At 43.0% G+C, this 21,693-nt stretch carries 12 protein-coding genes and 2 tRNA genes; 6 read left to right on the plus strand and 8 right to left on the minus strand.

The features are described 5' to 3' along the window. Window positions 1-218 (minus strand): transposase domain-containing protein (locus DPF90_RS14490; RefSeq protein ID WP_205395164.1); only part of this gene is annotated, 218 nt, incomplete at its 3' end. Window positions 219-667: 449 nt separating this feature from the next. Between DPF90_RS14490 and DPF90_RS14495 the strand changes: the two genes are divergently transcribed. From DPF90_RS14495 to DPF90_RS14515, 4 genes are all read left to right on the plus strand, one after another. Beyond that, on the plus strand, window positions 668-2,617 hold the full coding sequence (locus DPF90_RS14495; RefSeq protein ID WP_114787056.1) for a protein kinase domain-containing protein: 1,950 nt from the start codon (window positions 668-670) through the stop codon (window positions 2,615-2,617). 853 nt (window positions 2,618-3,470) lie between these two features. Beyond that, window positions 3,471-8,591, plus strand: a complete 5,121-nt coding sequence (locus DPF90_RS14505) for a response regulator (protein WP_162814040.1) — start codon at window positions 3,471-3,473, stop codon at window positions 8,589-8,591. 80 nt (window positions 8,592-8,671) lie between these two features. Beyond that, window positions 8,672-9,709 carry a response regulator gene (locus DPF90_RS14510; protein ID WP_114787059.1) on the plus strand — a complete coding sequence of 346 codons (1,038 nt, stop codon included), beginning with the start codon at window positions 8,672-8,674 and terminating at the stop codon, window positions 9,707-9,709. A 251-nt stretch (window positions 9,710-9,960) separates the two neighbouring features. Continuing rightward, window positions 9,961-10,668 (plus strand): substrate-binding periplasmic protein, encoded by a 708-nt coding sequence (locus DPF90_RS14515; protein WP_162814041.1) that lies wholly within the window; start codon window positions 9,961-9,963, stop codon window positions 10,666-10,668. 61 nt (window positions 10,669-10,729) lie between these two features. Here DPF90_RS14515 and DPF90_RS14520 read toward each other — a convergent pair. The 4 genes from DPF90_RS14520 to DPF90_RS14535 all read right to left on the minus strand — a co-directional run bounded on the left by DPF90_RS14520 (window position 10,730) and on the right by DPF90_RS14535 (window position 15,796). Next, window positions 10,730-10,820, minus strand: a tRNA-Ser gene (locus DPF90_RS14520). A gap of 161 nt (window positions 10,821-10,981) precedes the next feature. Next, on the minus strand, window positions 10,982-13,114 hold the full coding sequence (locus DPF90_RS14525; RefSeq protein WP_240314525.1) for a TRAP transporter permease: 2,133 nt from the start codon (window positions 13,112-13,114) through the stop codon (window positions 10,982-10,984). 32 nt (window positions 13,115-13,146) lie between these two features. Beyond that, window positions 13,147-14,163 carry a TAXI family TRAP transporter solute-binding subunit gene (locus DPF90_RS14530; protein WP_420855770.1) on the minus strand — a complete coding sequence of 339 codons (1,017 nt, stop codon included), beginning with the start codon at window positions 14,161-14,163 and terminating at the stop codon, window positions 13,147-13,149. Window positions 14,164-14,443: 280 nt separating this feature from the next. Continuing rightward, entirely contained in the window at window positions 14,444-15,796 is a 1,353-nt protein-coding gene (locus tag DPF90_RS14535) for a sigma-54-dependent transcriptional regulator (protein ID WP_114787061.1), read from the minus strand. Between the two features lie 263 nt (window positions 15,797-16,059). Here DPF90_RS14535 and DPF90_RS14540 point away from each other — a divergent pair, with 263 nt between their 5' ends. Next, on the plus strand, window positions 16,060-18,108 hold the full coding sequence (locus DPF90_RS14540; protein ID WP_114787062.1) for a PAS domain-containing sensor histidine kinase: 2,049 nt from the start codon (window positions 16,060-16,062) through the stop codon (window positions 18,106-18,108). A 56-nt stretch (window positions 18,109-18,164) separates the two neighbouring features. On the opposite strand, the gene DPF90_RS14545 is transcribed toward DPF90_RS14540, so the two are convergent. From DPF90_RS14545 to DPF90_RS14555, 3 genes are all read right to left on the minus strand, one after another. Next, window positions 18,165-18,241: transfer RNA gene (locus DPF90_RS14545), tRNA-Pro, on the minus strand. 53 nt (window positions 18,242-18,294) lie between these two features. Beyond that, complete coding sequence (locus DPF90_RS14550) at window positions 18,295-20,097, minus strand: DUF3413 domain-containing protein (protein ID WP_114787063.1); 1,803 nt, start codon at window positions 20,095-20,097, stop codon at window positions 18,295-18,297. A 27-nt stretch (window positions 20,098-20,124) separates the two neighbouring features. Further along, window positions 20,125-20,349, minus strand: a complete 225-nt coding sequence (locus tag DPF90_RS14555; RefSeq protein WP_114787064.1) for a YejL family protein — start codon at window positions 20,347-20,349, stop codon at window positions 20,125-20,127. 85 nt (window positions 20,350-20,434) lie between these two features. Here DPF90_RS14555 and yejK point away from each other — a divergent pair, with 85 nt between their 5' ends. Beyond that, the gene (gene yejK / locus DPF90_RS14560; protein ID WP_114787065.1) at window positions 20,435-21,439 is read left to right on the plus strand and encodes a nucleoid-associated protein YejK; all 1,005 of its coding nucleotides are present in this window, start codon (window positions 20,435-20,437) and stop codon (window positions 21,437-21,439) included. Window positions 21,440-21,693: the final 254 nt, after the last annotated feature.

A 21,693-nucleotide genomic window follows, 5' to 3' on the forward strand; every position in this document is an offset into this window, starting at 1 on the left:
CTGCAAACCTCTTTAATGGATTTATTTCTCTGCAATCCCATCCAAATGACGAGCCATACGGCTTGTTGGGCTGGTAGCCGACGCCTTCTGATACTCGCTTTAGATGTTTCATAGAGAGCTTGCTCTATCCATTCAAGTTGAATGGCATTAATTACAGACTCATAATTTTTGCCATCTTCAATAGTATCATGAGCTAGAACTAACTCTTCAGCCAACATAGAAAAATCCCCACTAACAAAGTTAGTGGGGATTATCATACGATCCCAGGATCGTTCAAGTCTCTAAACCGATCGGCATTACTCCTTTTAGGGGGATGTTAAGCAGCCATCATCCGCTTTCGGATGACATGTGTACTGTGGAAGCCCCTTCATTCATGGAGGGGAGGACGTCCACGTCTTTGTCGGGCGTTATCATTGATGTTGCCGATAAACCAGACTTTGTATAAATCTCCCCTACTGATGGCTTCGCCACGCCTACTCAGTGCCTCATTAACGAGGGGCTGTCGCCTATCCCAGTATGAAAAACGGCAAAGCGCAGTCGGCAACCACACAAAATACACTCAAAAGGATATGGCTTTGTTGACGCGCTCATTAAATCATATTAATTGATATGATTTAATGAGCGCGCTAGTGTTGGTATTAAATGTGAAACATATAGGAATTTATACATGTTACTAATAAATTCATTAATCAAGGCGGAATATGCTCATTCTATATCAAGAGTGGAAGGTAACAGTGAGTTTGGCTCTAGTGTTCGTGGTGTAAGACACATTCCCAATACAAACATGCCCTTGTCTAATATTTTTGGTGGAAAACCAGAGATATCCTTGCCATTGGGTTGGAAGGGCGAACCTCCTTTTGGTGCGCCAAATATAGAAGGGATGGAATCGGTGGAAACCGATAAATTTGCTGAAGGTGAAAGTCATATCAGCATCATGCAAACCCAAGATGGCCAAAGATTGGTTGCCAAAATTGAACGTTCTGTGGCCGAAGGACATTTGCTACAAGAACTTGAAGCCTACCAGCATATTTATGACGCTGTTGGAAAACACCCCAATCTTGGTAATGTTTATGGTATGGCTATTGTGCCTTACGGTAGTAGAAAAGAAGAAGCCCTGCTGATGGATGAGGTGGACGGACGAAGAGGGTCTGAGACATTCATGATTTTGGCAAACAACTTTAAAAAAGGAAAAATTTCTAGTGAAGAATATTGGGGAACGATAAAGTTTATTGCCCTCAGGCTTCTAGATGTGACTGCTCATCTTAGCAAGGCAGGTATTAGCCACAACGATATCAAGCCTGACAACATTGTGTTTGACAATAAAACAGGAGAACCAATCGTTATCGACTTAGGGTTGCATTCTCGCTTTGGTGAGGAAGTTAAAGGTTTTACCGATTCATTCAAAGCACCAGAACTTCGGGCTTGTAGTACTTCAGCATCAGAAAAAAGCGATGTGTTTTTGGTTGCATCTACTTTACTAAATGGTATTGAAGAGTTCGAACTTAGCTCTGAACGTAAGCCAAATCAAGCGGGTTTTGCTGGTATAAAAACTGCCTACACTCGATTTTTCAACACCACCCTGAACTTAGACCCGCATCTTAGAGCGGATGCTACTTCAGCCAAGCAGCATGAGTTTTTGACAGATGGCATTATTGATGAGAACGCTGCCAAACAAGTTTTGACGGATTCCTTGGCTGAGCAAACGGTACTTACATCTAATAGAAAGTCTCCATTGAAGGAAAAAAATCTTCAAGATGCCTGCAGCACCTTAAGGGAGCATCTGAGTACCATCAGCACAAACAGAATACAACACAATACTGTTTTTTCCGACTTAGTTACATTTTCGACGCTACGGAATAAAGCAGAATCTCAAGGTCTCTCGAGTTCCGGTAAATTTCGTTCACTAGATAATCTGATAACTAAAACGAACAAAGTAGTGGTTGATTACGTAAAACGAAACTTGGTGAATGCTGGCACTAACTCTGGTGAACTATCCATAAAGTTTCAAAACGGCATCGTAACAAAAAGTACGCAATCATTTTTAGTTAATATTGAGAGAGGTCTTCAGACGCCAAGTTCTTTTGCTGATATTCGCTCGTTAGAAAGAGAGCAACAGTTGGTCGAAACTATGTTTACTGTTCTATTAGCATCGACTGAAAAAGACAAAGCACCAATTAGAGCAGAAGTATACTCTTTACTTAATCAGCTTGCTGAAGTGAAAAAGGCACTTTCATCACGAGTTGGTACTTTGAAAGTAGATCAAGCTAATGCAGCAAGTAGTGTAGTGTCTTTACTGGATACCTCACAGGAATGGTTTACACAAGCGAAGAAAGCATTAGAGAATTTCGACAAAGTAACACCTCGTGTTAAATTTGGAGCTAATGAGAGCGTGCAAGCTCATCAGCAGATGGTTTCTGCTCATGCGACGTTGGCGTTACAAGAAGTCTCCAAGTCTATCGGTAAAATCAAACAGTTTGCTCATGATGCAAGGCCGTTGCTCATCGCTTTGGGAGAGCGTCCACTTGCTGATCAAAGCCTGACTTTTCAGCGAGAGAGGCTCCGAGAGGTTGCAACTGTCGCAGAACGATTGAGTCGTTTGGAGTTTGAATGGGTTTAAAAACAGCATCAAACTGACGGCTGTTTAATTGTATTAGGGTCCAATGGAAGAACCGCCAAGAAAGTAAACTACTTTAACATTCATAAGCTTATAAAAACGTCTACTTTTTGATAGGCTAAGTTTACAAATTTTGGGGTTGTTCCATAAGCCCCGTTAAAGAGACAAACGGCTTTTTGTTGTTTGTTGCAGTCTTTATTATTGCCAGATTAGGCGTGCTGTTGAAAAATCAGAAAAGATCTCACCCAAAGTGTTTTGCGCGGAACAGTTGGCTTGAATTGAAAAGTCTTTAATTGCAATTGAAAAACCCGATTAATTTCACACAAAATATGGATATCGATACTGTCCTTTTTCCAGATTAACTCAGTACAAATAGCAACTTCAGGATACAACCAAAAGACTAAAGTAAGTGTGATTTACTTCTTTAGAGGGCCGGATGGCAAACGCTTGAATGATTGCTAACTTGTTATTGTTCGATAAGGAGAGAGATTTATGTGCGACTGCGCGCAAGCAGCGAAAGCCAAGTGGGTTATGAGCAGCGCAAGGAGTATATGGTTAATAAAACTCACTCGCTTCCATGTCTTACCATTAAGACATCAAACTCTTGGCGTTTATCATCAGGGGAGTCTGTGTAAAGATGCCCAGAAGTTATCCATTAGATTATTATTTTGCGATCAAATACTGCCTAATTATCAGTTCAATACACAACTTTTCTTAACTTAATCACATTGATTGACCTAACCCGACATAGGCGGCAGAGATTGGCTGATGCTTGTACGCAAGATAGATAAATTGCGTATATCCTAACTACATAATATTGCTACAAACAGCTCCTTTGGTGAGTGTATGGATGAATATGGTTAGGATGACTCTAGCGATTTGGTTGCCGCTACTTCTATGGAGTGTATTTTTTTCTTCTCAAACTATTGCTCAAAGCCAAGCTGCAAACTCTTCTCCGCTAAAAGTCGCGTACTGCGTCGATTGCGTGCCTTTTCAATATCAAAATGAGCAAGGTGAGGCTTCTGGGCTGATTATCGACTTATGGAAAATTTGGACAGATAAAGTTGGGCAAGAAATAGAATTTGTGCCCTACATTTGGGATGAAACCTTAGCGGCTGTCGGGCGTGGTGAGGCTGATATTCATGCCGGTCTTTATTACAACGAGATCCGAGACGAGTTCTTGGACTATGGCACTTTGTTAGCTCGCACTAGCTCACATATCATATTGAGAAATGATCAACCTTCTTTCGATACGCTCAAAGCGTTAGAAGGGGTTAAAATTGGGGTAATAAAAGGGGACTTTTTAGAAGGCTATCTTAAGCGGAGGTTGCCTGAAGAAAACATCATTACTTATCCTAGCTATCAACAGCTGATTACACAGTTAAAAGCAGGAACCTTAGATGTGTTCTCTGCCGACACCCTAACCGCAACCTATCACCTGCAAAAAGACGGTATTCTTGATCAGTTCAATTTAGAGCCAGCGCATATATTGTTTTCCGATACGTGGAGAGCGGCGGTAGCAGAGGGAAATGCTTCCGTACTGGATATTATTAACCAAGGCTTTGACCTTGTTTCCCAAGAAGAACGCATTGCCAACTTTCAGAAGTGGAACCCGTCTTCTGTCATGCAAGCGAATGGCCGCAGCACTCGATCAACGGCTCCTCAAGAGATTGAAAACGATGAAATAGTGAGAGTATTTATCGCTATCGCCCTGATTTTAGGCCTCTTGATGTTTTCGTTGGCATTCATCTTACCCAAGTTTTTGTCTAATGAATTAATGGCAAAGTATGTAGCATCGCGAGCCTTTACTTATTCAATAATTTCGACAACTTGCGTTATTTCTTGTGTGATTCTATTTCTGGTTTGGCACACCATTGAGCAGAACAGAAAAGTGACACTGCGCAGTGTTGAGCAAGATCTTGTGTTTGTATTAGAGCGAACCAATGACAGTTTAGAGGATTGGGTAAAAGACAGTGAAACCTTGCTACATAGTTTGGGCAAGCACCCCCACCTTGTTTCTCTCACAGAGAGGTTGCTCCAGATACCACAAAACAAGCAAAGTTTGCAGGACTCACAGGCATTAAATGATATTCGAACGTTTTTTGACCAGCATGAGGAGGATTTTGGTAATGTTGGCTTTTTCATTATTAACAAAGACAGAGTCAGCATTGCTTCTAGGCGCGATACCAATTTAGGCACGGAAAATCTCATCGCGATACAGGCTCCTCAGCTACTTGATAGAGCATTTCAAGGAGAAGCGGTGTTTATTCCGCCCATCCTCTCTGACATTGACATTCAATCAGAGAAAATGGGCGAAGTGTCCACCAGACTTGGTGCTTTTAATATGTTTTTCACTGTCCCGATTCAAAATGATAATGGGGACGTGATTGCGGTAATGACACAAAGGTTGTTGCCAGGGGGGAGGTTATCGAAAATCATGCAACATGGCAGTATCGGCCGGTCAGGTGAGAGCTATTTGATTAATCTCGATGGAGGAATGATTACCGAAAGCCGATTTATTGATTCACTGGAAGAGATTGGCTTGTTAACAGCAGGGCAAGATCAAGATACCTTACTGGCACTAAAAGACCCAGGAGGAAACTTGATAGAGGGATTTGTGTCAGCTAGCCCCACTCAAGACCAACCCTTTACACTTATGGCGCAGAGTGTCATGGCGATGGGAAAATCCGCCCAAGGAAAAGTAAACCCTCACATTAAGTCGAATGTTGAAGGTTATAGAGATTATCGAGGCGTGCCGGTTCTTGGCGTTTGGAGCTGGAACCAAAACCTTGGTGTTGGCATAACCACTGAGATAGACAAGTCAGAAGCACTTGAATCTTTCTATCAAATGCGACTTTACCTATTTTCCACTGCGTTTGTAGCGCTGGTGTTAGCGGTAGCATCAAGCATGCTTACTGTGACAATAGGACAGAGAGCCACCAGTTTTATGCGTCGCTCGAATGAAGAGTTGGAGAGTCGCGTTGGTGAACGCACCCTTGCATTAAAAGAAGCAGAGCAACGCTCTCGAACGATCTTCGAGAATACCAAAGATGGTGTGATTGTGATTAATGAACTGGGCACAGTACAAGAATTTAACCCGGCAGCAGAGAGCATTTTTGAATATCAACGAGAAGAGGTTGTGGGGAAAAATATCAAAATGTTAATGGGAGAGCCACATCGAGACAAGCATGATGGCTATTTGAAAAAATACGCCCAAACCAAAGAGGAGCATATTTTAGTTCGCAACACCGAGTTGGAGGGCAGGCGTTCAACCGGAGAAATATTTCCGATCGATCTTGCTGTAAACGAGGCGCTTTCGGCGGGAGAAACCATTTTTGTCGGGATTATACGTGATATTACCGAGCGTAAAGAGGCAGAAAAAGAGTTAAAAGATCGAGAAGAGCGGCTGTGGGATTTGTATGAAAACGCGCCAGTTGCATACGCATCCATCAATCTTGAGGGAGAGTTTGTTAAACATAATAAAGCGTTCTCAGAGCTATTGTGTGTTGAAAGAACGGATATTAAAAATGTCAACTGGCACGATGTTATTTCCCCAGACTTCATCGAGCATAAAACCTTATTTGACAGTGTATGCGATGGTGAAAACCTGTTTTGTCATGAAATCCCAATCGTCCGGCGTGACGGAGAACATATAATTACTGAAGTGTCAGCGCTACCAAGCTTCAATGATAATTCTGAGTTACAAGAAATTAGAATTACCATGACGGATATTACCGACAGAAAGACCGCAGAGGAGGCGTTAAAAGAAGCGAAGAAAACGGCAGAAGAAGCGACTAAAGCAAAATCTGATTTTCTGGCCAATATGTCGCATGAAATTCGCACCCCTATGAATGCCATCATAGGAATGTCTGGGCTCGCTCTAAACACGGATCTAGATAATAAGCAGAGAAACTACATTGAAAAAGTCAATCGTTCAGCAGACAGCTTGCTTGGCATTATCAATGACATCTTGGACTTTTCCAAAATTGAAGCCGGTAAGCTGGACATAGAGTTTATTGATTTCCATTTAGAAGAGGTTATGGACAATCTGGCCAACATAGTGGGCATTCGAGCCGAAGAGAAAGGGCTTGAGCTGTTATTTGACGTTTCAGTGGATGCGCCCACTATGTTAATTGGTGATCCGCTGCGTTTAGGACAGATTCTAACTAACCTTGGCAACAATGCGGTGAAATTTACCGACCAAGGCGAGATCCTTGTATCGGTGACAGTGAAGCAGTTAGACGATGAGTCGGTGACTTTGCACTTTTCTGTCAGGGATACTGGTATCGGAATGACATCTGAGCAACAACAAAAGCTGTTTGAATCGTTTAGCCAAGCAGACACATCGATTACTAGAAAATATGGCGGTACAGGTTTAGGCCTTACCATTTCTCAGAAATTAACTTATATGATGAATGGAGAAATTTGGGTAGAAAGCGAGAGTGGAAAAGGCAGTACGTTTCATTTCACCGCTAGTTTTAAATACCAAAAAAATGTCCCGATTGGCCGAGTGAAACCCGAGCTTCCGGAGCTGAAAGGCCTACATGTATTAGTGGTTGATGATAATGCGACCGCTAGAAAAATCTTCACTGATATTCTTTCCTCATTTGATTTTCATGTAACAGCCTACAGTTCGGGCTCGCAAGCAATAGAGCACTTTGAGCAGGGCCTAAGGAGCGTTGATCTTGTCGTGATGGATTGGCAAATTCCAAATATCGATGGGGTTGAAGTGACAACGCGAATCCATGAAAAACACCCTGATGTGCCAGTTATTTTAGTGACCGCTTTTGGTCGTGACGAGGCACTAGAAGCGTCAAAACGAGCCCGATTTGTACGAGTGCTTAGCAAGCCTATTTCAGCCTCAACCATCCTTGATGCAATCATGGAAGCCTTCGGCCATGATCCTGAAAAACGGGAACATATGCGAGCAGCAGTCGATGATCTTGATGCAGCAACGAAAATTCGCGGAGCTAAGGTCTTGCTCGTTGAAGACAATGATATTAATCAGGAACTGGCAATGGAGCTTTTGTCCTCGGCTGGCGTAGATGCCAAAGTGGCTGAAAATGGGGAAATAGCGTTAGAGATGCTCGATAAAGAAGCGTTTGACGGTGTATTGATGGATTGCCAGATGCCAGTTATGGATGGGTATACTGCAACGAGGCTGCTACGAGAGAAAGAAGAGTTTAAAGATCTTCCCGTTATTGCCCTGACCGCCAATGTGATGTCAGGTGATATAGAAAAAGTCATTAGCGCGGGAATGAATGCTCATATAGGCAAGCCGATTAACGTGCGTGAGCTGTACACAACCATGGCAAACTGGATCACCCCTTCTAACCCAGCAGGAGAAACGAGTATTCAACAAGACTCTAGTGAAGAGGTTAGCAGTTTTGAACCCTTGCCAGATTTACCCGGAATCGATTTGGTGAAGGGATTAGCGATAGCAAACCAAGATCAGAAACTGTATCGGAAACTACTGCTGAAATACAAAGACTCTTACAGCAATTTCGCCGAGACCTTCAATCAATCACTACAATCAGAAGACAGTCAAGAGCCGCAAAGATTAGCCCATACTTTGAAAGGGGTGGCTGGAAACATTGGAGCGACCGCTGTTCAGGCTGCCGCTGAGAAATTAGAGAGTGAATGTAAAACAAATAGCGCGCCGCCTGCAGACGTTTTAGACGCTCTTTTATTAGAGCTGAATAAAACGCTCAGTGGTTTATCAGATCTAGAGCAGGCTTCAACGAATGTGAAGACTGATGGGGAGTTTGACCAAGCAGTTTTCACCGCTTTGATTTCCCAGCTAAGAGAGCTGTTGGAAGACTATGATACGGAAGCCATGGAGATTGTTGATGAGTTAGCGTCAATGCCTTTGGAGCCGCAAATAAATGCCATCGTAAAAAAGATAAGCAATGCGATAAGCGAATATGATTTTGAGCTCGCCTTGTCATTTCTTGAACGATTAAATAGTGATGAATAGCAGGCAATTAGGCGAAATCTATACTTGTGAATACGCTTTTGTGATCACTACAAGAAAGAAAATGGATTTAGGAGTCAGTTATGGATAAACAGATAGTGCTTGTGGTCGACGATACCCCCGACAACATTGATGTGATGAGTGGTATTCTTCGTCCAGACTATAAAGTGAAGGCTGCGCTTAGCGGAGCCAAAGCCTTAAAAATAGCAGCGAGCACGCCTAAACCTGAGATCATCTTGCTTGATGTCATGATGCCAGAAATGGACGGTTATGAAGTTTGCAAAAGGCTAAAGGCAGACTCAATAACAGCAGATATTCCAATTATATTTGTCACTGCAATGAACGCCGAAGAGGATGAAACTTACGGTTTAGAGCTGGGCGCTGTGGACTATATCACTAAGCCTGTTCGACCATCTATTGTCAAAGCTCGTATTAAAACTCAGTTAGCCCTCTATTATCAGAATCGCCATTTAGAAAAAACCGTGCAAGAGAGAACAGAAAGCCTGATAAGCACTCAGTTGGAAATCATTCGAAGGTTAGGTCGAGCGGCCGAGTTTAAAGACAACGAAACGGGCCTTCATGTTATTCGTATGAGCCATTATTCTCGACTGATGGCGGAATCTATGGATGATGTGTCGGAGAAATGGAGTAACTTGGTGTTTAACGCTGCTCCAATGCATGATATTGGAAAAATTGGCATTCCTGATTCGATTTTGCTTAAGCCAGGAAAGCTTGATGACCAAGAGTGGCAGCTAATGCGCAAGCATCCAGAATTTGGCGCGCATATTATCGGTGAGCATGAATCAGAACTTCTTATCATGGCGCGGGAGATTGCTCTGGCTCATCACGAAAAATGGGACGGCTCAGGTTATCCTTATGGATTGAAAGGCGAAGACATCCCACTGTCGGCAAGAATCATTGCCATAGCGGATGTTTTTGACGCATTAACGACTGAAAGGCCCTATAAAAAAGCTTGGTCAGTGAAAGAGGCTGTTGCTTTAATAGATGAAGAATCTGGCAAGCATTTCGATCCTTCGCTCGTCGCTATTTTTCATGAAGTGATGCCAGAAATCCTGGATATAAAAGAGCAGTATGCAGAAGCGCAGCAAGCTGACAATTAGAAGGCGCACGAAAAGTTTTTACCTTCACCTTTGGCTATTTTTGATTGTGCCTGGATAAGATCCCTACCTTGTAATCCATTTTACAAGTGCGAACTTATCGTGAATAGCAATCATCAATTGTTCAGACTCAAGAGTGTTTTCTTTTCAAACTAGTTACATAAGTTTGACCACCAGTTAGTTCATCTACTATTACTTGTCTATTGAGGGAATCAAAGTGATAGCACATGGACCTTATAAAGAAACTATTTTTAGTGGCAGTTGGACTAATTAGCTATTTATCTAGTGTGCGCGCAGATGAATACATCTTTGCTTCATTAGCCAACCATCCTGAACAAACGATTAGCACCAAAATCATAACGCAAATCTATGGTCAACTTGGTTACGACATAGAGGTGACGCCTTTACCTGGGTTGAGAGCTCAAAGCGCTGCCAATTCAGGCAAGGTGGCCGGTGAAGTTGCTCGGATCTGGGAATATGGCGATCAAACACCCAATGTTATTCGTGTTCCAACCGCCTATTATTCTCTTAAAACGGTAGGGTACGCTCTTAGCAACAGTGGAATCAAGGTAAATAATAAAGAAGAGTTAAGCCAGTATAAAGTGGTTATTATTCGAGGGGTTAAGCATACCGCTGGAATAACTCGAGAAATAAAAAAGAGCAGTATTGAAATTGTTGATAGCCCAGAGGCTATGATTCAATCTGTGTCTAGTGGGCAAGCGCAAATTGCACTAACAACCCCTCTACTTGGCAGCATACTTGTCAAACAATTAGGTGAGAATAAGATGGAGCTAGTTGGCCCTTCTCTTGCTCAGCTCGGACTCTATCATTATATCCACAAAGATTATGCTGAACTGGTTCCGATCATTAACAAAAAAATTATTGAGCTAAGAGACAGCGGTGAGCTGGACACCATGATAGCAAAATATGAAGCAGAAGTGCTTAGCAATTGGCCAGAGTGATCTTGCGCTAATGTAGACGATAAACAAAAAAGCCCTAGTCTTTCGACTAGGGCTTAGAATGTGGCGGAGAGATAGGGATTTGAACCCTAGATACGCTATTAACGTATGCCGGTTTTCAAGACCGGTGCTTTCAACCACTCAGCCATCTCTCCGTTGTTGAGGCGCATAATATAGGGGTTAGAACTTGTTGTAAACCCCTAATTTCATTGAATGCTTTAATTATGAGCAGAATGTACAGTCAATCGATTATAAATTACTTAATTAGCCCAAATTAGAGGTGAAGAGTGCAGCCAAAATGCTGCACTCTTCGAGTTTAAGAGGAGGTGCTTGGAGTCATTGATGGCGTTTTGTGCTTTTGATGACTGTATATCACTAAGCTAAACAATGCTGCTGTACTCATGATTTTTATTACTAGTGCTACTTGTGGCCAAACGAGTATCAGTCCTAGGGCGAGCAAGATTGCTCGATACAGCCCTTTTATCTCACCTTCTAAATAGCCTTCGAGCGCACCAACAAAAGCGTAGGTACCCAGTATGGCAAATACGCCTGCTTGGATAACAGACACGGGGTCCCAGCTCACTATGTTGGTATAAGCAATAAGAAGCGGCACCAGATACAAACCTTTGGCTATTTTCCACGCTGTAAATCCTGTTCGCATTGGCGGAGTGCGAGCAATGGTTGCGGCGGCAAAAGCAGTTAAACACACAGGTGGCGTGACATTACTGTCTTGTGATAGCCAGAAAATGATCAGGTGAGCAGAAAGTAGTGCTAGCGTAATGGTTTCGATGCCAAGGCTCTGCTCATACAAGGTTTGCATAAAGTCAGCGGGGACCTGTGCAATTAAGCTGTGCGCCATTTCAAGTGACATAGGTGCGTTGAGTAAATCTACTTTATCGGGAGCGCTCAGCATAAAGATGGCGCTGGCTTTCTGCGGCAACTGTCCTGAGACCATCAGCTCTAAAAGCTGCTTCTCCGCGAGGAGTTGGTAAAGCGCAGGGGCTGACAGTGTGCCGAGCACGATATAAGAGGCAGTGACAGGCAGTCCCATGCCTAAAATCAGTGATGCGAGAGCGATTAAAGTAATCATCACGAGTAAATCACCGCTGGCCCATTGCTGTATCATCAGCGAAAAAGTATTACCTATACCCGTTGTACTTATTACGTTAACCACTAAGCCAATACCGGTTAGCAATACAGCCGTCGTCGCCATATTTTTCGCACCTTGTGCCAGCGCTTCGAATATGGCCTTTGGTCCCATTTTGTGGTGTTTGGACAACCAAGAAGAAACAATCACGGATAGTATCGCGAGCCCTGCGGCGTAGGTTGGCGTGAAGCCTTGAATAAGCAAGACTACCAGTACCACAAGTGGGATGAGGTTGTGCCAGCCAGACAAGAGAACCTGCATAAATGGCTCGCTTTCTGTCGATGTTTTTTGCACGCCGCTGCGTTTTGCTTCAATGCGAACAAAAAACGCGACGGAACAAAAATAAATCACCGCTGGTAGAAGTGATACAAGAATGATATCTCCGTAGGGTACTTGCGTGTAAGAAGCAATAATAAACGCGCCAGCGCCCATGACCGGAGGCATAAGCTGGCCTCCTGTGGACGCGGCGGCTTCTACGCCAGCGGCAAACCGAGCGGGAAAGCCCGCTTTTTTCATCAAAGGGATGGTAATAACCCCAGTAGATACTGTGTTGGCGACACTTGATCCAGACACTGAACCCATTAAGCTTGAGCCCAATACGGCAACAAAACCTGGGCCGCCTATGATTTTTCCAGCGGCAGCCTTAGCCACGGCAATGATGTAATCACCGACCCCAGAGCGGACCAAAAATGCGCCAAATAAGATGAACATAAACACAAATGACCAACTGATGCGCGAAATCGGGCCAAACATACCTTCTGATGAATAGAAGCTGCGATAAAGCAGAGTTTCAGCGCTAAGCCCTGGGAAGTGGAACAAACCTGTGGCCCAGTCTCCCCACCAAACTACATAGCTCAAGCATAGGATGATCAAAACGGGAATAAACCATCCCATAGTCCGGCGTATCAGCTCAGTGATAATCGCGATTGCCAGCAGTGAAAATACCCAGTCGCTGGTGACAAAGTGCATCCCTCTTTCATAGAGCTTGTCTTCGCCAAAAGGAAGATAAAGTACACAGCTCACTATGGCCGCAATAAGAAGCACATCAATCCAAAGCGCAATCTTACTCTGCTTGAGAGAAGGATGAGCGGGGTAGAGTAGAGTACATATTATCGCAAAGCCACCGAAGTGAATGGCTGAAGTCCATAGTTCAGGTAAGCTTGCTGTAAGGTTAAACCAAATGTGGGCTAAGGATAGCGCCACACAAAATAAGGTAATGCACTTACCCACCATGGGTAAGTGGCTGCGGGTGGAAAGTTCAAACTTTTGCAGCTCTTGCTGCATCGAATTAGTGGTGTCCATATTTGCCTCGCTTGGGAATAACCAAAAAGGGCTTAACGAACAATAAGTTCAGGTGAAAGATCTATACCCATTTCACGGTAGTAACGAGCCGCGCCGGGGTGCAAAGGAACAGGTAAACCAGAGGCGCCTCTTTCCAGTGCCATCACTTTCGTCGCTTTATGGATGCCTTGTAAGAAAGGGAGGTTTTCATAAATTGCTTTAGTTAACTGATAGACATCTTCTTCAGAAACATCTTCGCGCACAGCTAAAAAGTTAGGCTGTGCAATGGTTGTGATGACTTTATTGACACCCGGATAAGTGTTGGCAGGAATGTCGTATTTTGACCAAATATTGTATTGCTTATTGGCTTGTTGGATTTGCTCATCGGTAAAGGATAAAATTTGGATGTCGTTACCCAGCGCAGCAAAGGCTTGAGTTACGGCGCCAACAGGGACGCCCGCCGGCGTGTTCATTCCATCAATTGTGCCGTTTTGTAGCGCGCTGGCACTGCCACCATAGCCCATGTAAGCAAGTTTAAATTTTTCAGGGTCAATCGCTAGGCTTTGCATGATTTGTCGGCCGGAGTTTTCTGTACCTGAGCTTTTTTTGCCAATCGAGAACTTTTTATCTTTTAACTTTTCCAGATCTGCCATTGTGCCTGTTGGGGTAAGATCGGACCGAACGATAAAATGTTCAACGTTTTGCCATAACATGGAAACCGAGCGCAGCTGAGTTTGGCTTCCCGCGTTTTCATAAGGTCCTTTACCTTGCCATGCCCAAGCGCCATAAAGTCCCTGAAGAATCGCAAATTGCGCTTGATTATCGTTGAGCAATTTGATGTTTTCACCAGATCCTGCTGAGCTAATCGCTGCTAAAGAGAAGTGTTGCTTTGGGGCAAGTTTGACTTTACTTAAGGTCGCTAGGGCAACACCAACAGGATAGTAAGTGCCCCCTGTGGATGCGGTAGCAAGAATATAACTGCGGTCGTTGGCAAGAGTTGGCTGACTAAGGCCAAAGACTCCAAGGATAATTGCTGTGGTTTTTAGTATGTGTTTCAACATTATGGTCATGCTCCGTATGATTATAATTATCGAAATCAGGGTAGAGCAAACACAATGCCAACTCTTAAACCTTTGTATTTATGATGTTTTTTTATTTTCAGTCACTGAAATGAGCCATTTGTTGCTTGTTTGTTAATTTACTATAAGCAAAAAATGGCTTATCAGTTTGGATAGCCTATGCGCTGACTAAATAGCCTTTGAGGTTTCATTCAATCTATTTGTCTAATAGTTAAGATGAATAGATAAGCCATTTTATGCCGATAGTATCTCGATAATGAAATGACGTAGTTTAGTCAATATAATCACTTCGATTTAATGCGTATTTGAGCATTTTCTGATTGAGTGTGCGTCTGGGTAAATCCAATTCTTGCATTACATCACTAATGCATCCATGGTGACGGTTAAGAGACTCATGCAGAACCTTTTTTTCGAAACTCTGCATTTGAATTGCAAGTGATACCCCTTGCTGCTTGGTTGGGTTTGCTGTTGTAGGTTGGCTGGATAAAATCTCACCAACGGTCACTGAATCATCGAGCGCGAAGCGTATTGCAACATTGCGCAGTTCACGAACATTTCCCGGCCAGTGGTAGCTTAACAGGGCATCTTGGTCTGCGCGACTTGCCCCCCGAGTATTGGAATTTGCTTGCTGGGTAAAGTGGTCAAAAAGTAGCAGGGCATCTTCCTCTCGTTCCTTGAGTGGTGGCAAATAAAGCTGAGCGACATTAAGTCGATAAAATAAGTCTTGGCGAAATTCGGGGTGATTAAGCAGTGGTTGCTTGGCGGCTGAAATAATGCGCAGATTCACATGATGTGACTGATTACTTCCCACGCGCTCTAGCGTATTTTCTTGAATAACTCTCAATACTTTCACTTGCATTGCGGTTGGCATACTCTCTATTTCATCAAAAAATAAAGTGCCTTTATCGGCGAACTCCAGTTTGCCGACTCTTTTTTTTGCTGCACCAGTAAAAGCGCCGATTTCGTGGCCAAATAACTCACTTTCAAACAGAGTTTCAGGGATAGCCCCACAATTGACGGGGACGAAAGCATGTTTGCTGCGAAGGCTATACTGATGCAGACATTGAGCAACTACTTCTTTTCCACATCCTGTATCGCCGTATATGATGACATGGGTATCTATGTTAGCTACCTTGTGAACTTGTTCACGAAGCTCTTTCATTACCGCACTTTGGCCAATAAGTGTTTGCTCCATGCCTTGAAGGTTTTTTAGGTAGCTTTGTCGGCTTTGCCAGTGCTGTGAGCTTTGATAGTGAGTGATAGCTTGAGAAATAGTGTCGGATAAACGCTCTGGCTCAAAAGGTTTTTCGATAAAATCAAACGCCCCCTTTTGCAGCGCTTTCACCGCCATATCCACATCTCCATGACCAGTAATTAATACAATAGGAATCGATGGGTTGACGGCTTTAACCTGTTGCATCAAATCTAAGCCGCTTTGTCCCGGCAAGCGCACATCACTGACGATGGCGCAGAACGAGTTGTCCTTAATGCTACCTAAGGCCGTCTCTGCGGTTTCAAAACTCTGTACATCAAATCCTGCTAAGTCTAACCACTGCTGCGTGGTGTGACGAACTACAGGATCGTCTTCAATTAAGGCGATTTTTTGTTCGGTGACGACTTCCATATGGTCCACTACTGATTTTTTTCTTCACGTTAAGCAAATCTATCGATAACGAAAAGGGCAGATATCGCATTTTAGGTAATCTCTTTGAGGAACCACATTGCCAAGAAAAGCATGAGAGTCATCGGTTGAGTAAAGCGTAAATGGAACACAGATAAAAATATTTGATAATAAACACACTATAAGATGCTGATACACCAATGCTGACTTTGAAATAGATTACCCTAGCATGATGGCTTCATGGACTGAAAAAAGGAATGAGCTTTATGTATGGTCGGAGGCTTTTGGTTGCAGTGATCTTAGTCGGCGTGTTAATGGTGCTGATGCAGACGCTAAGCCAAAAAATTATCTATCAATGGAAAATAGAAACCACACAGAGAAACGCTGAAGACCGTTTTCTTGGTTATATAAAAAGTGTTCGCCGAACCTTGCAGCGCTTTGATTACCTACCATTTTTAGTCACTAAAGATGATACAAGCGTAAGGTATTTAAAAGGCCAAGAAGATCTATACCAAGAGCTGCAAGCACAGTTAATAACGCTTGATAAAGCCGCAAATACGAGAGGCTGGTATCTCCTTAATACCAAGGGTCAAATAAAGCTCTCAAGTGTTGATAATCAGAGATTGAGGAATCATATCGCCAAGCAAGTAACGGAAAAAGTAATGCTTAATAGTGGGGCGGTATCGCATGTCGCAGGCAGCAGTGATTATTTGGTTGCGGCGCCACTTTATGATGGCAGTGAGATCATAGGTGTGATTGTTGTTCAAGCGGATTTGAATATGTTGATTGAGCAGTGGTTTTCTGAAGGAGAGGCTATTTTGGCCCACCAAGCTTCAAGCTCTCTTTTTCTCTCCAGTGATACGCTTTTCTCTTCCTCTTGGTTCGAAGGCTACTTTACTCATGGATCATTTAGTGAATATCAGACCTTGTACGATGGAACGCGGATAGAAATTTGGCAGATAAAGGCTGAGCGGTATTTAGTGCAGAGTGTCCTCTTGGATGACTTAGATTGGCGCCTCGTTTATCTAACTCCTTTAACTTCTCTAAATCAAACGGTACTTTGGACAAGTTGGAGCTTAGTTTTTATTGGTCTGATGATTTTTTTGCTGGTGGTTGTCTCGCGTCAACGCAAACAAAAAATTGCGGCCTACCAAAAAATGCAAGAATGGATCAGAGCCTCTGAGCACAGGTTAAGTCAGATGATCAATAAAACCCATGTTGGTTTGATATTGGTAGATAGCCAAGGCCAGATTAAGGTGATTAATCCTATGGCAAAGCGCTATTTTAGTTTGTCTGAATCCATGATCCGAAATATACGTGTCTGGCAACTGTTTGAAAATGGGAGCTCGGATACGACCATACTGAGTTTACTAAAGAATTTAAACACTCAGTCTTATTTGATTGACCTTAACCAAGTAGAGACCTTAGGCCAACGGAGCGATGGTAGTCTATTTCCGGTTATTTTGTCGGTAAATGCCCTTTCATGGAGTGATGAGCGATTGTATTTATGTACGGTTATTGACATCAGCAAGCGCAAACGGGCAGAACTGGCCCTAAAACAAACTAATCAATTATTGCAGTACAAGGTCGAAGAGCGAACTTTGGAGCTGGAGAGCGCTCATCAAGAACTCGTCGAGTCCAGTAAAATGGCGGCGTTGGGTAGAATGTCCAGTGCGATTGTGCATGAATTCAATCAGCCGCTGACCGGGATGAAAACCTTGTTCTCAACCAATAAGTTGTTACTTGAAAAAGGTGCGTTCGACCAAGTTAAAGACAATACAGTGTTAGCTGTCACCCTAATTGAACGCATGATTTCCATGACTCGCCAGCTTAAATCATTTGCCTTTCAGCGTTTAGAAGCCCCTTCTCCAGTCAACTTTCACGATGCTTTGCAAGAGGTCTTAACAACTTTTCAACCAAAGCTGAAGCATGTTGAATTTAATATTGATATAGAGGCTGGAGTGAATAGTGTTTTAGGAGAAGAAGCTCGATTGCGTCAGGTATTGGGGAATCTATTGTCCAACGCTATAGATGCGGTTGCTGACGTAAGAAGCCCAAGTATTTCTATCCAAGTTATCGACCGAATAGAGCAGGTTGAATTTAAAATCAGTGATAATGGTGTAGGTGTTGATGACGATAAGCTGGAATCTATTTTTGAGCCTTTTTACACCACGAAAAAGATAGGGGAAGGACTTGGCTTAGGCCTTGCCATATCAGCCAATAATACTCGTGATATGCAAGGTAAGTTAATGGCTAGCCGCAATTATCCTAGCGGTATGGTATTTATCTTAACGATGAGTAAAAGCGATAAATAATATTATGTATTTCAGATAGCAAAAAAGAGAGCCTAAGCTCTCTTTTTCTAGGTGTATGGTCGGACTGAGAGGATTTGAACCTCCGACCCCCGACACCCCATGACGGTGCGCTACCAAGCTGCGCTACAGTCCGATGCGATTAATGTACCTATTTTTTTTCTTTAGGTCAAATACTAAGATAAGGATTTAGTTACTTTTCGCATAAAAACGCTGTAATTCAGTTAAACCCTGCATTAGTACCGGTAAAGTAGGGTTTTTATCTTGCAAACGTTGGTAGTTTCCATCGTACAGCTTGTAGTTACCGAACTTGTCGATTACCGTTGTATCTTTGTTGGTTATTAGGGCTAGCTCTCGAGTGCCGCCAGCAAGAATCCATTTTCTAGGGCTTTCATCGAATAAACTTTGTCCACTGCTAAAATCAGAAGGATTAGAGGATACGCCCAGTAAATCCTGTAATAGAGTCACGGACAAATCGAGGTGACTTGTTCTGTGATCATAAATCGCTGGTACTTTACCTGGCCAGTGGATAACCATAGGCACTTGGAGTTGGTAACGGCTGTAGTTACTATTCGAGCCCCAACTGTTGGTTTTTGTCTCGTTAAATTCAGTACCGTGATTTGAGGTTAAAATCACCACTGTCGATTCGCTGATACCGAGTTGCTCTATTTTATCAAATAAAACGCCGAGCTCTTCATCAGCATGGGTGACAGAGGCGTGATATCCGTTTTGCAGTTTATCGAACGTTGAATGGTTACCTTTATCATCATAAGCGCTGAAGTTGTCAACCGTAGTCAGCTCGATAAAGCTGAACCAAGGGGACTTCTTGCGCTGTTCTACCCAATCTGCCCAAGCACTGATTGCTTGCGTATCAGGGGAGCTTGCATCATTAAATGCGATGCCTGTGAAATTGAGACCACGGAAAATAGTTTCGCCATACAGAGCGTCATCAAAGTTATCTCCGCTGAATAGTCCGAAACTGTAGTCTTTATCCAGCAGGGTATCTAAAAGAATAGGTCGAGAGCCTTGCATCTTGATGCTGCTAACATAGCTACTTGGTAGTCCATAAAAGAGACCGAACACACCGAAGGTATCGTTACTTGAGCTGTAATGATTGGTGAAAGACAGATTTTGCTCTGCAAAGTTTGCTGCATTGGGCATCCATTCTGATGTCATCACATCGCCACGCAAATTATTGACGCTCACAATTAAAACGTTTAGAGAGTTAGCTCTGCGGTTAAACTCAAGCTTTTCAAGCGGGTAGCGCACTAGCTCAGCATGTGCTTGATTTTCTTTTAAGCGCTGTAAATACTCTTCTCGGTCAAGCAAACCATGACGTTCCATAAATGACTTAGCCGTCATTGGATAGGAAAGAGGGAAGTTCGCTTTCTGGGCGGTTATCGGATTGTAGAAGTACGCATCCGCCCAGACATAGATGAGATGGCTAGTGATGAAACTAACGAAAAACAGTACTGCGATAGGGCGGCCAATGTGCTTGTGGGATAGTCTGCGCTGTTTTCTCCACACCCATTCAGATAACGCCAGTTGCAGAAGGAAGATCAGTGGCAACACCACGAATAGATGCTGCAAATCAATATTTATCGAACTGCCTTCTTCGTTGAGTAACACTTCCCAAACCACAGGGGTTAGGTGGAGATTTATTTTTTGGTAGGCTTGCGTATCCACAAGCAATACTGTCAGCCCAAAGGTGGCAAAACATACCGCGACTAATCGAAACAATTTTCGAGAGGGGATCAAAAAGGTGAGAGGGAATAGAACCAAAAGATAAAGCGCAAACACAAGAAAGCCAAAGTGACCTACCCATGATATTGCGAGGTAAAATTGACCGAGCAAGGTTTCCGGCCAAGGAGATTCAGTGATATAACGGGTGCCAATGAGCATGGCTGCAATGATATTGAAAAAGGCAAACCAATGCCCCCAACCAACCAGACGCGAAACGCGTTCACCGTATGTGTTTCCGTTATCTACCATGTAATGTTCTATTGTCCGTTTGTTATTCTAGTGAGTGCTTTCTTCAATAGAAGACAACAATGCCTGAGCAAATTTTTCAGCAAGTGCTTTTCTTTGTGAAGTATTAACGTTTTGATTTAAGACATTGGTAGCGATATTACCTGCAATCATTAAAGATAGCTCAGGCCCAGCCCCGTGTTTGTCAAGAACAGTAGCCACCTCTGATAAGATAGTTTCTACTTTGTCATCGCTGTATTTAGATGTGATCGGCATAAAGACTCTAGTGGTGATAGTAAAGCGACTTATGATAACCTACAATGCCCCGCAACTGAAACCTACACGACGATAAAAATTTACTATGAGCCTTCATCTTTCAAATGTAATTTTGCATCAGTTACGAAAAAATGACTCTGACGAACTTATTGTTAACTTTAGAACGGAATGTCTAGAAAACGACACGTCCACTGAAAATTTAGTGGCTGAGCTTCACAGAGTCTTCAATTCCAAAGCAGGCAAAGGCTTTGGTAGTTTTAAATCTGACAGTGAATTTCAAATCTGGTTGCATGAGCTTCGCAAAGGTGGAAGGAACTTCTATGATTTTTCGCAACTTAGTGCAAATCGTCTTAAAAATGAGTTGAGCAAATACCCCTTTGCAGACGAAGGCATATTAGTGGTTGCAGAATATCAGTCACTGGCAACCAATTATCTGTTTGTTGCTATTGTGCCATCCAACCAGAGCCTAAAAGTAACAGAGGGTCTTGATATTAGCGCGACGGATTATTTAGACCTTAGCAAAATGGATATAGCGGCCCGTATTGATTTGACCAGTTACGAGACGGATAAAGAGTCTAACCGTTACTTAGCTTATATAAAGGGGCGTGTCGGCCGTAAAGTGGCTGACTTTTTCTTAGATTTTTTACAAGCAGAAGTCGGGCTAGATACCAAACAACAAAATCAAGTTTTGATGCAAGCAGTTGATGACTTTTGCACTGACTCAAAGCTAGAAAAAGAAGAAGTGATCAGCTACAAAAAACAAGTGGCTGATTATTGCAATGAACAGATCAAAACAGGTGATGAAGTTCAAGTTCGAGAACTATCTGGAGAATTACCCCCGACCCATGAAGGCACCAGCTTTTTAGATTTTACCCAAGAGAGAGGGTATGAGTTAGAAGACAGCTTCCCGGGGGAGCGAACGGCGGTTAGAAAGCTAACAAAATATGTTGGGGCAGGCGGTGGGCTCAATATGAGTTTTGACAGTATGCTACTCGGTGAGCGCATATTTTATGATCCAGAAACCGATACTTTAACCATTAAAGGGACGCCGCCAAACTTGCGCGACCAATTGACTAGAAATCAAGGGTAAGCCGTTACCCTTTTCAGCATTCCTCCCTGCGAAAATAATAGTTAATGGCACTTTTAAATATCTTTAATATGTGCCATTACGATTTATCAACACTTCTCATACAGTTTAGCCATAGAAATCTCGTAGAAACCACTATTTTAGTCTGTTCAATCCCACTGAATTTTCGGTAAGCATGGTCATATTTAAGTCAATTTTCGCTTGCTGATGTGATAATTAACTCATAATGGATAAAAATATAAACATGCATGCGTGCT

This window comes from Vibrio tetraodonis, from assembly GCF_003350295.1.
In the GTDB taxonomy this organism is placed as follows: Bacteria; Pseudomonadota; Gammaproteobacteria; order Enterobacterales; family Vibrionaceae; genus Vibrio; species Vibrio tetraodonis.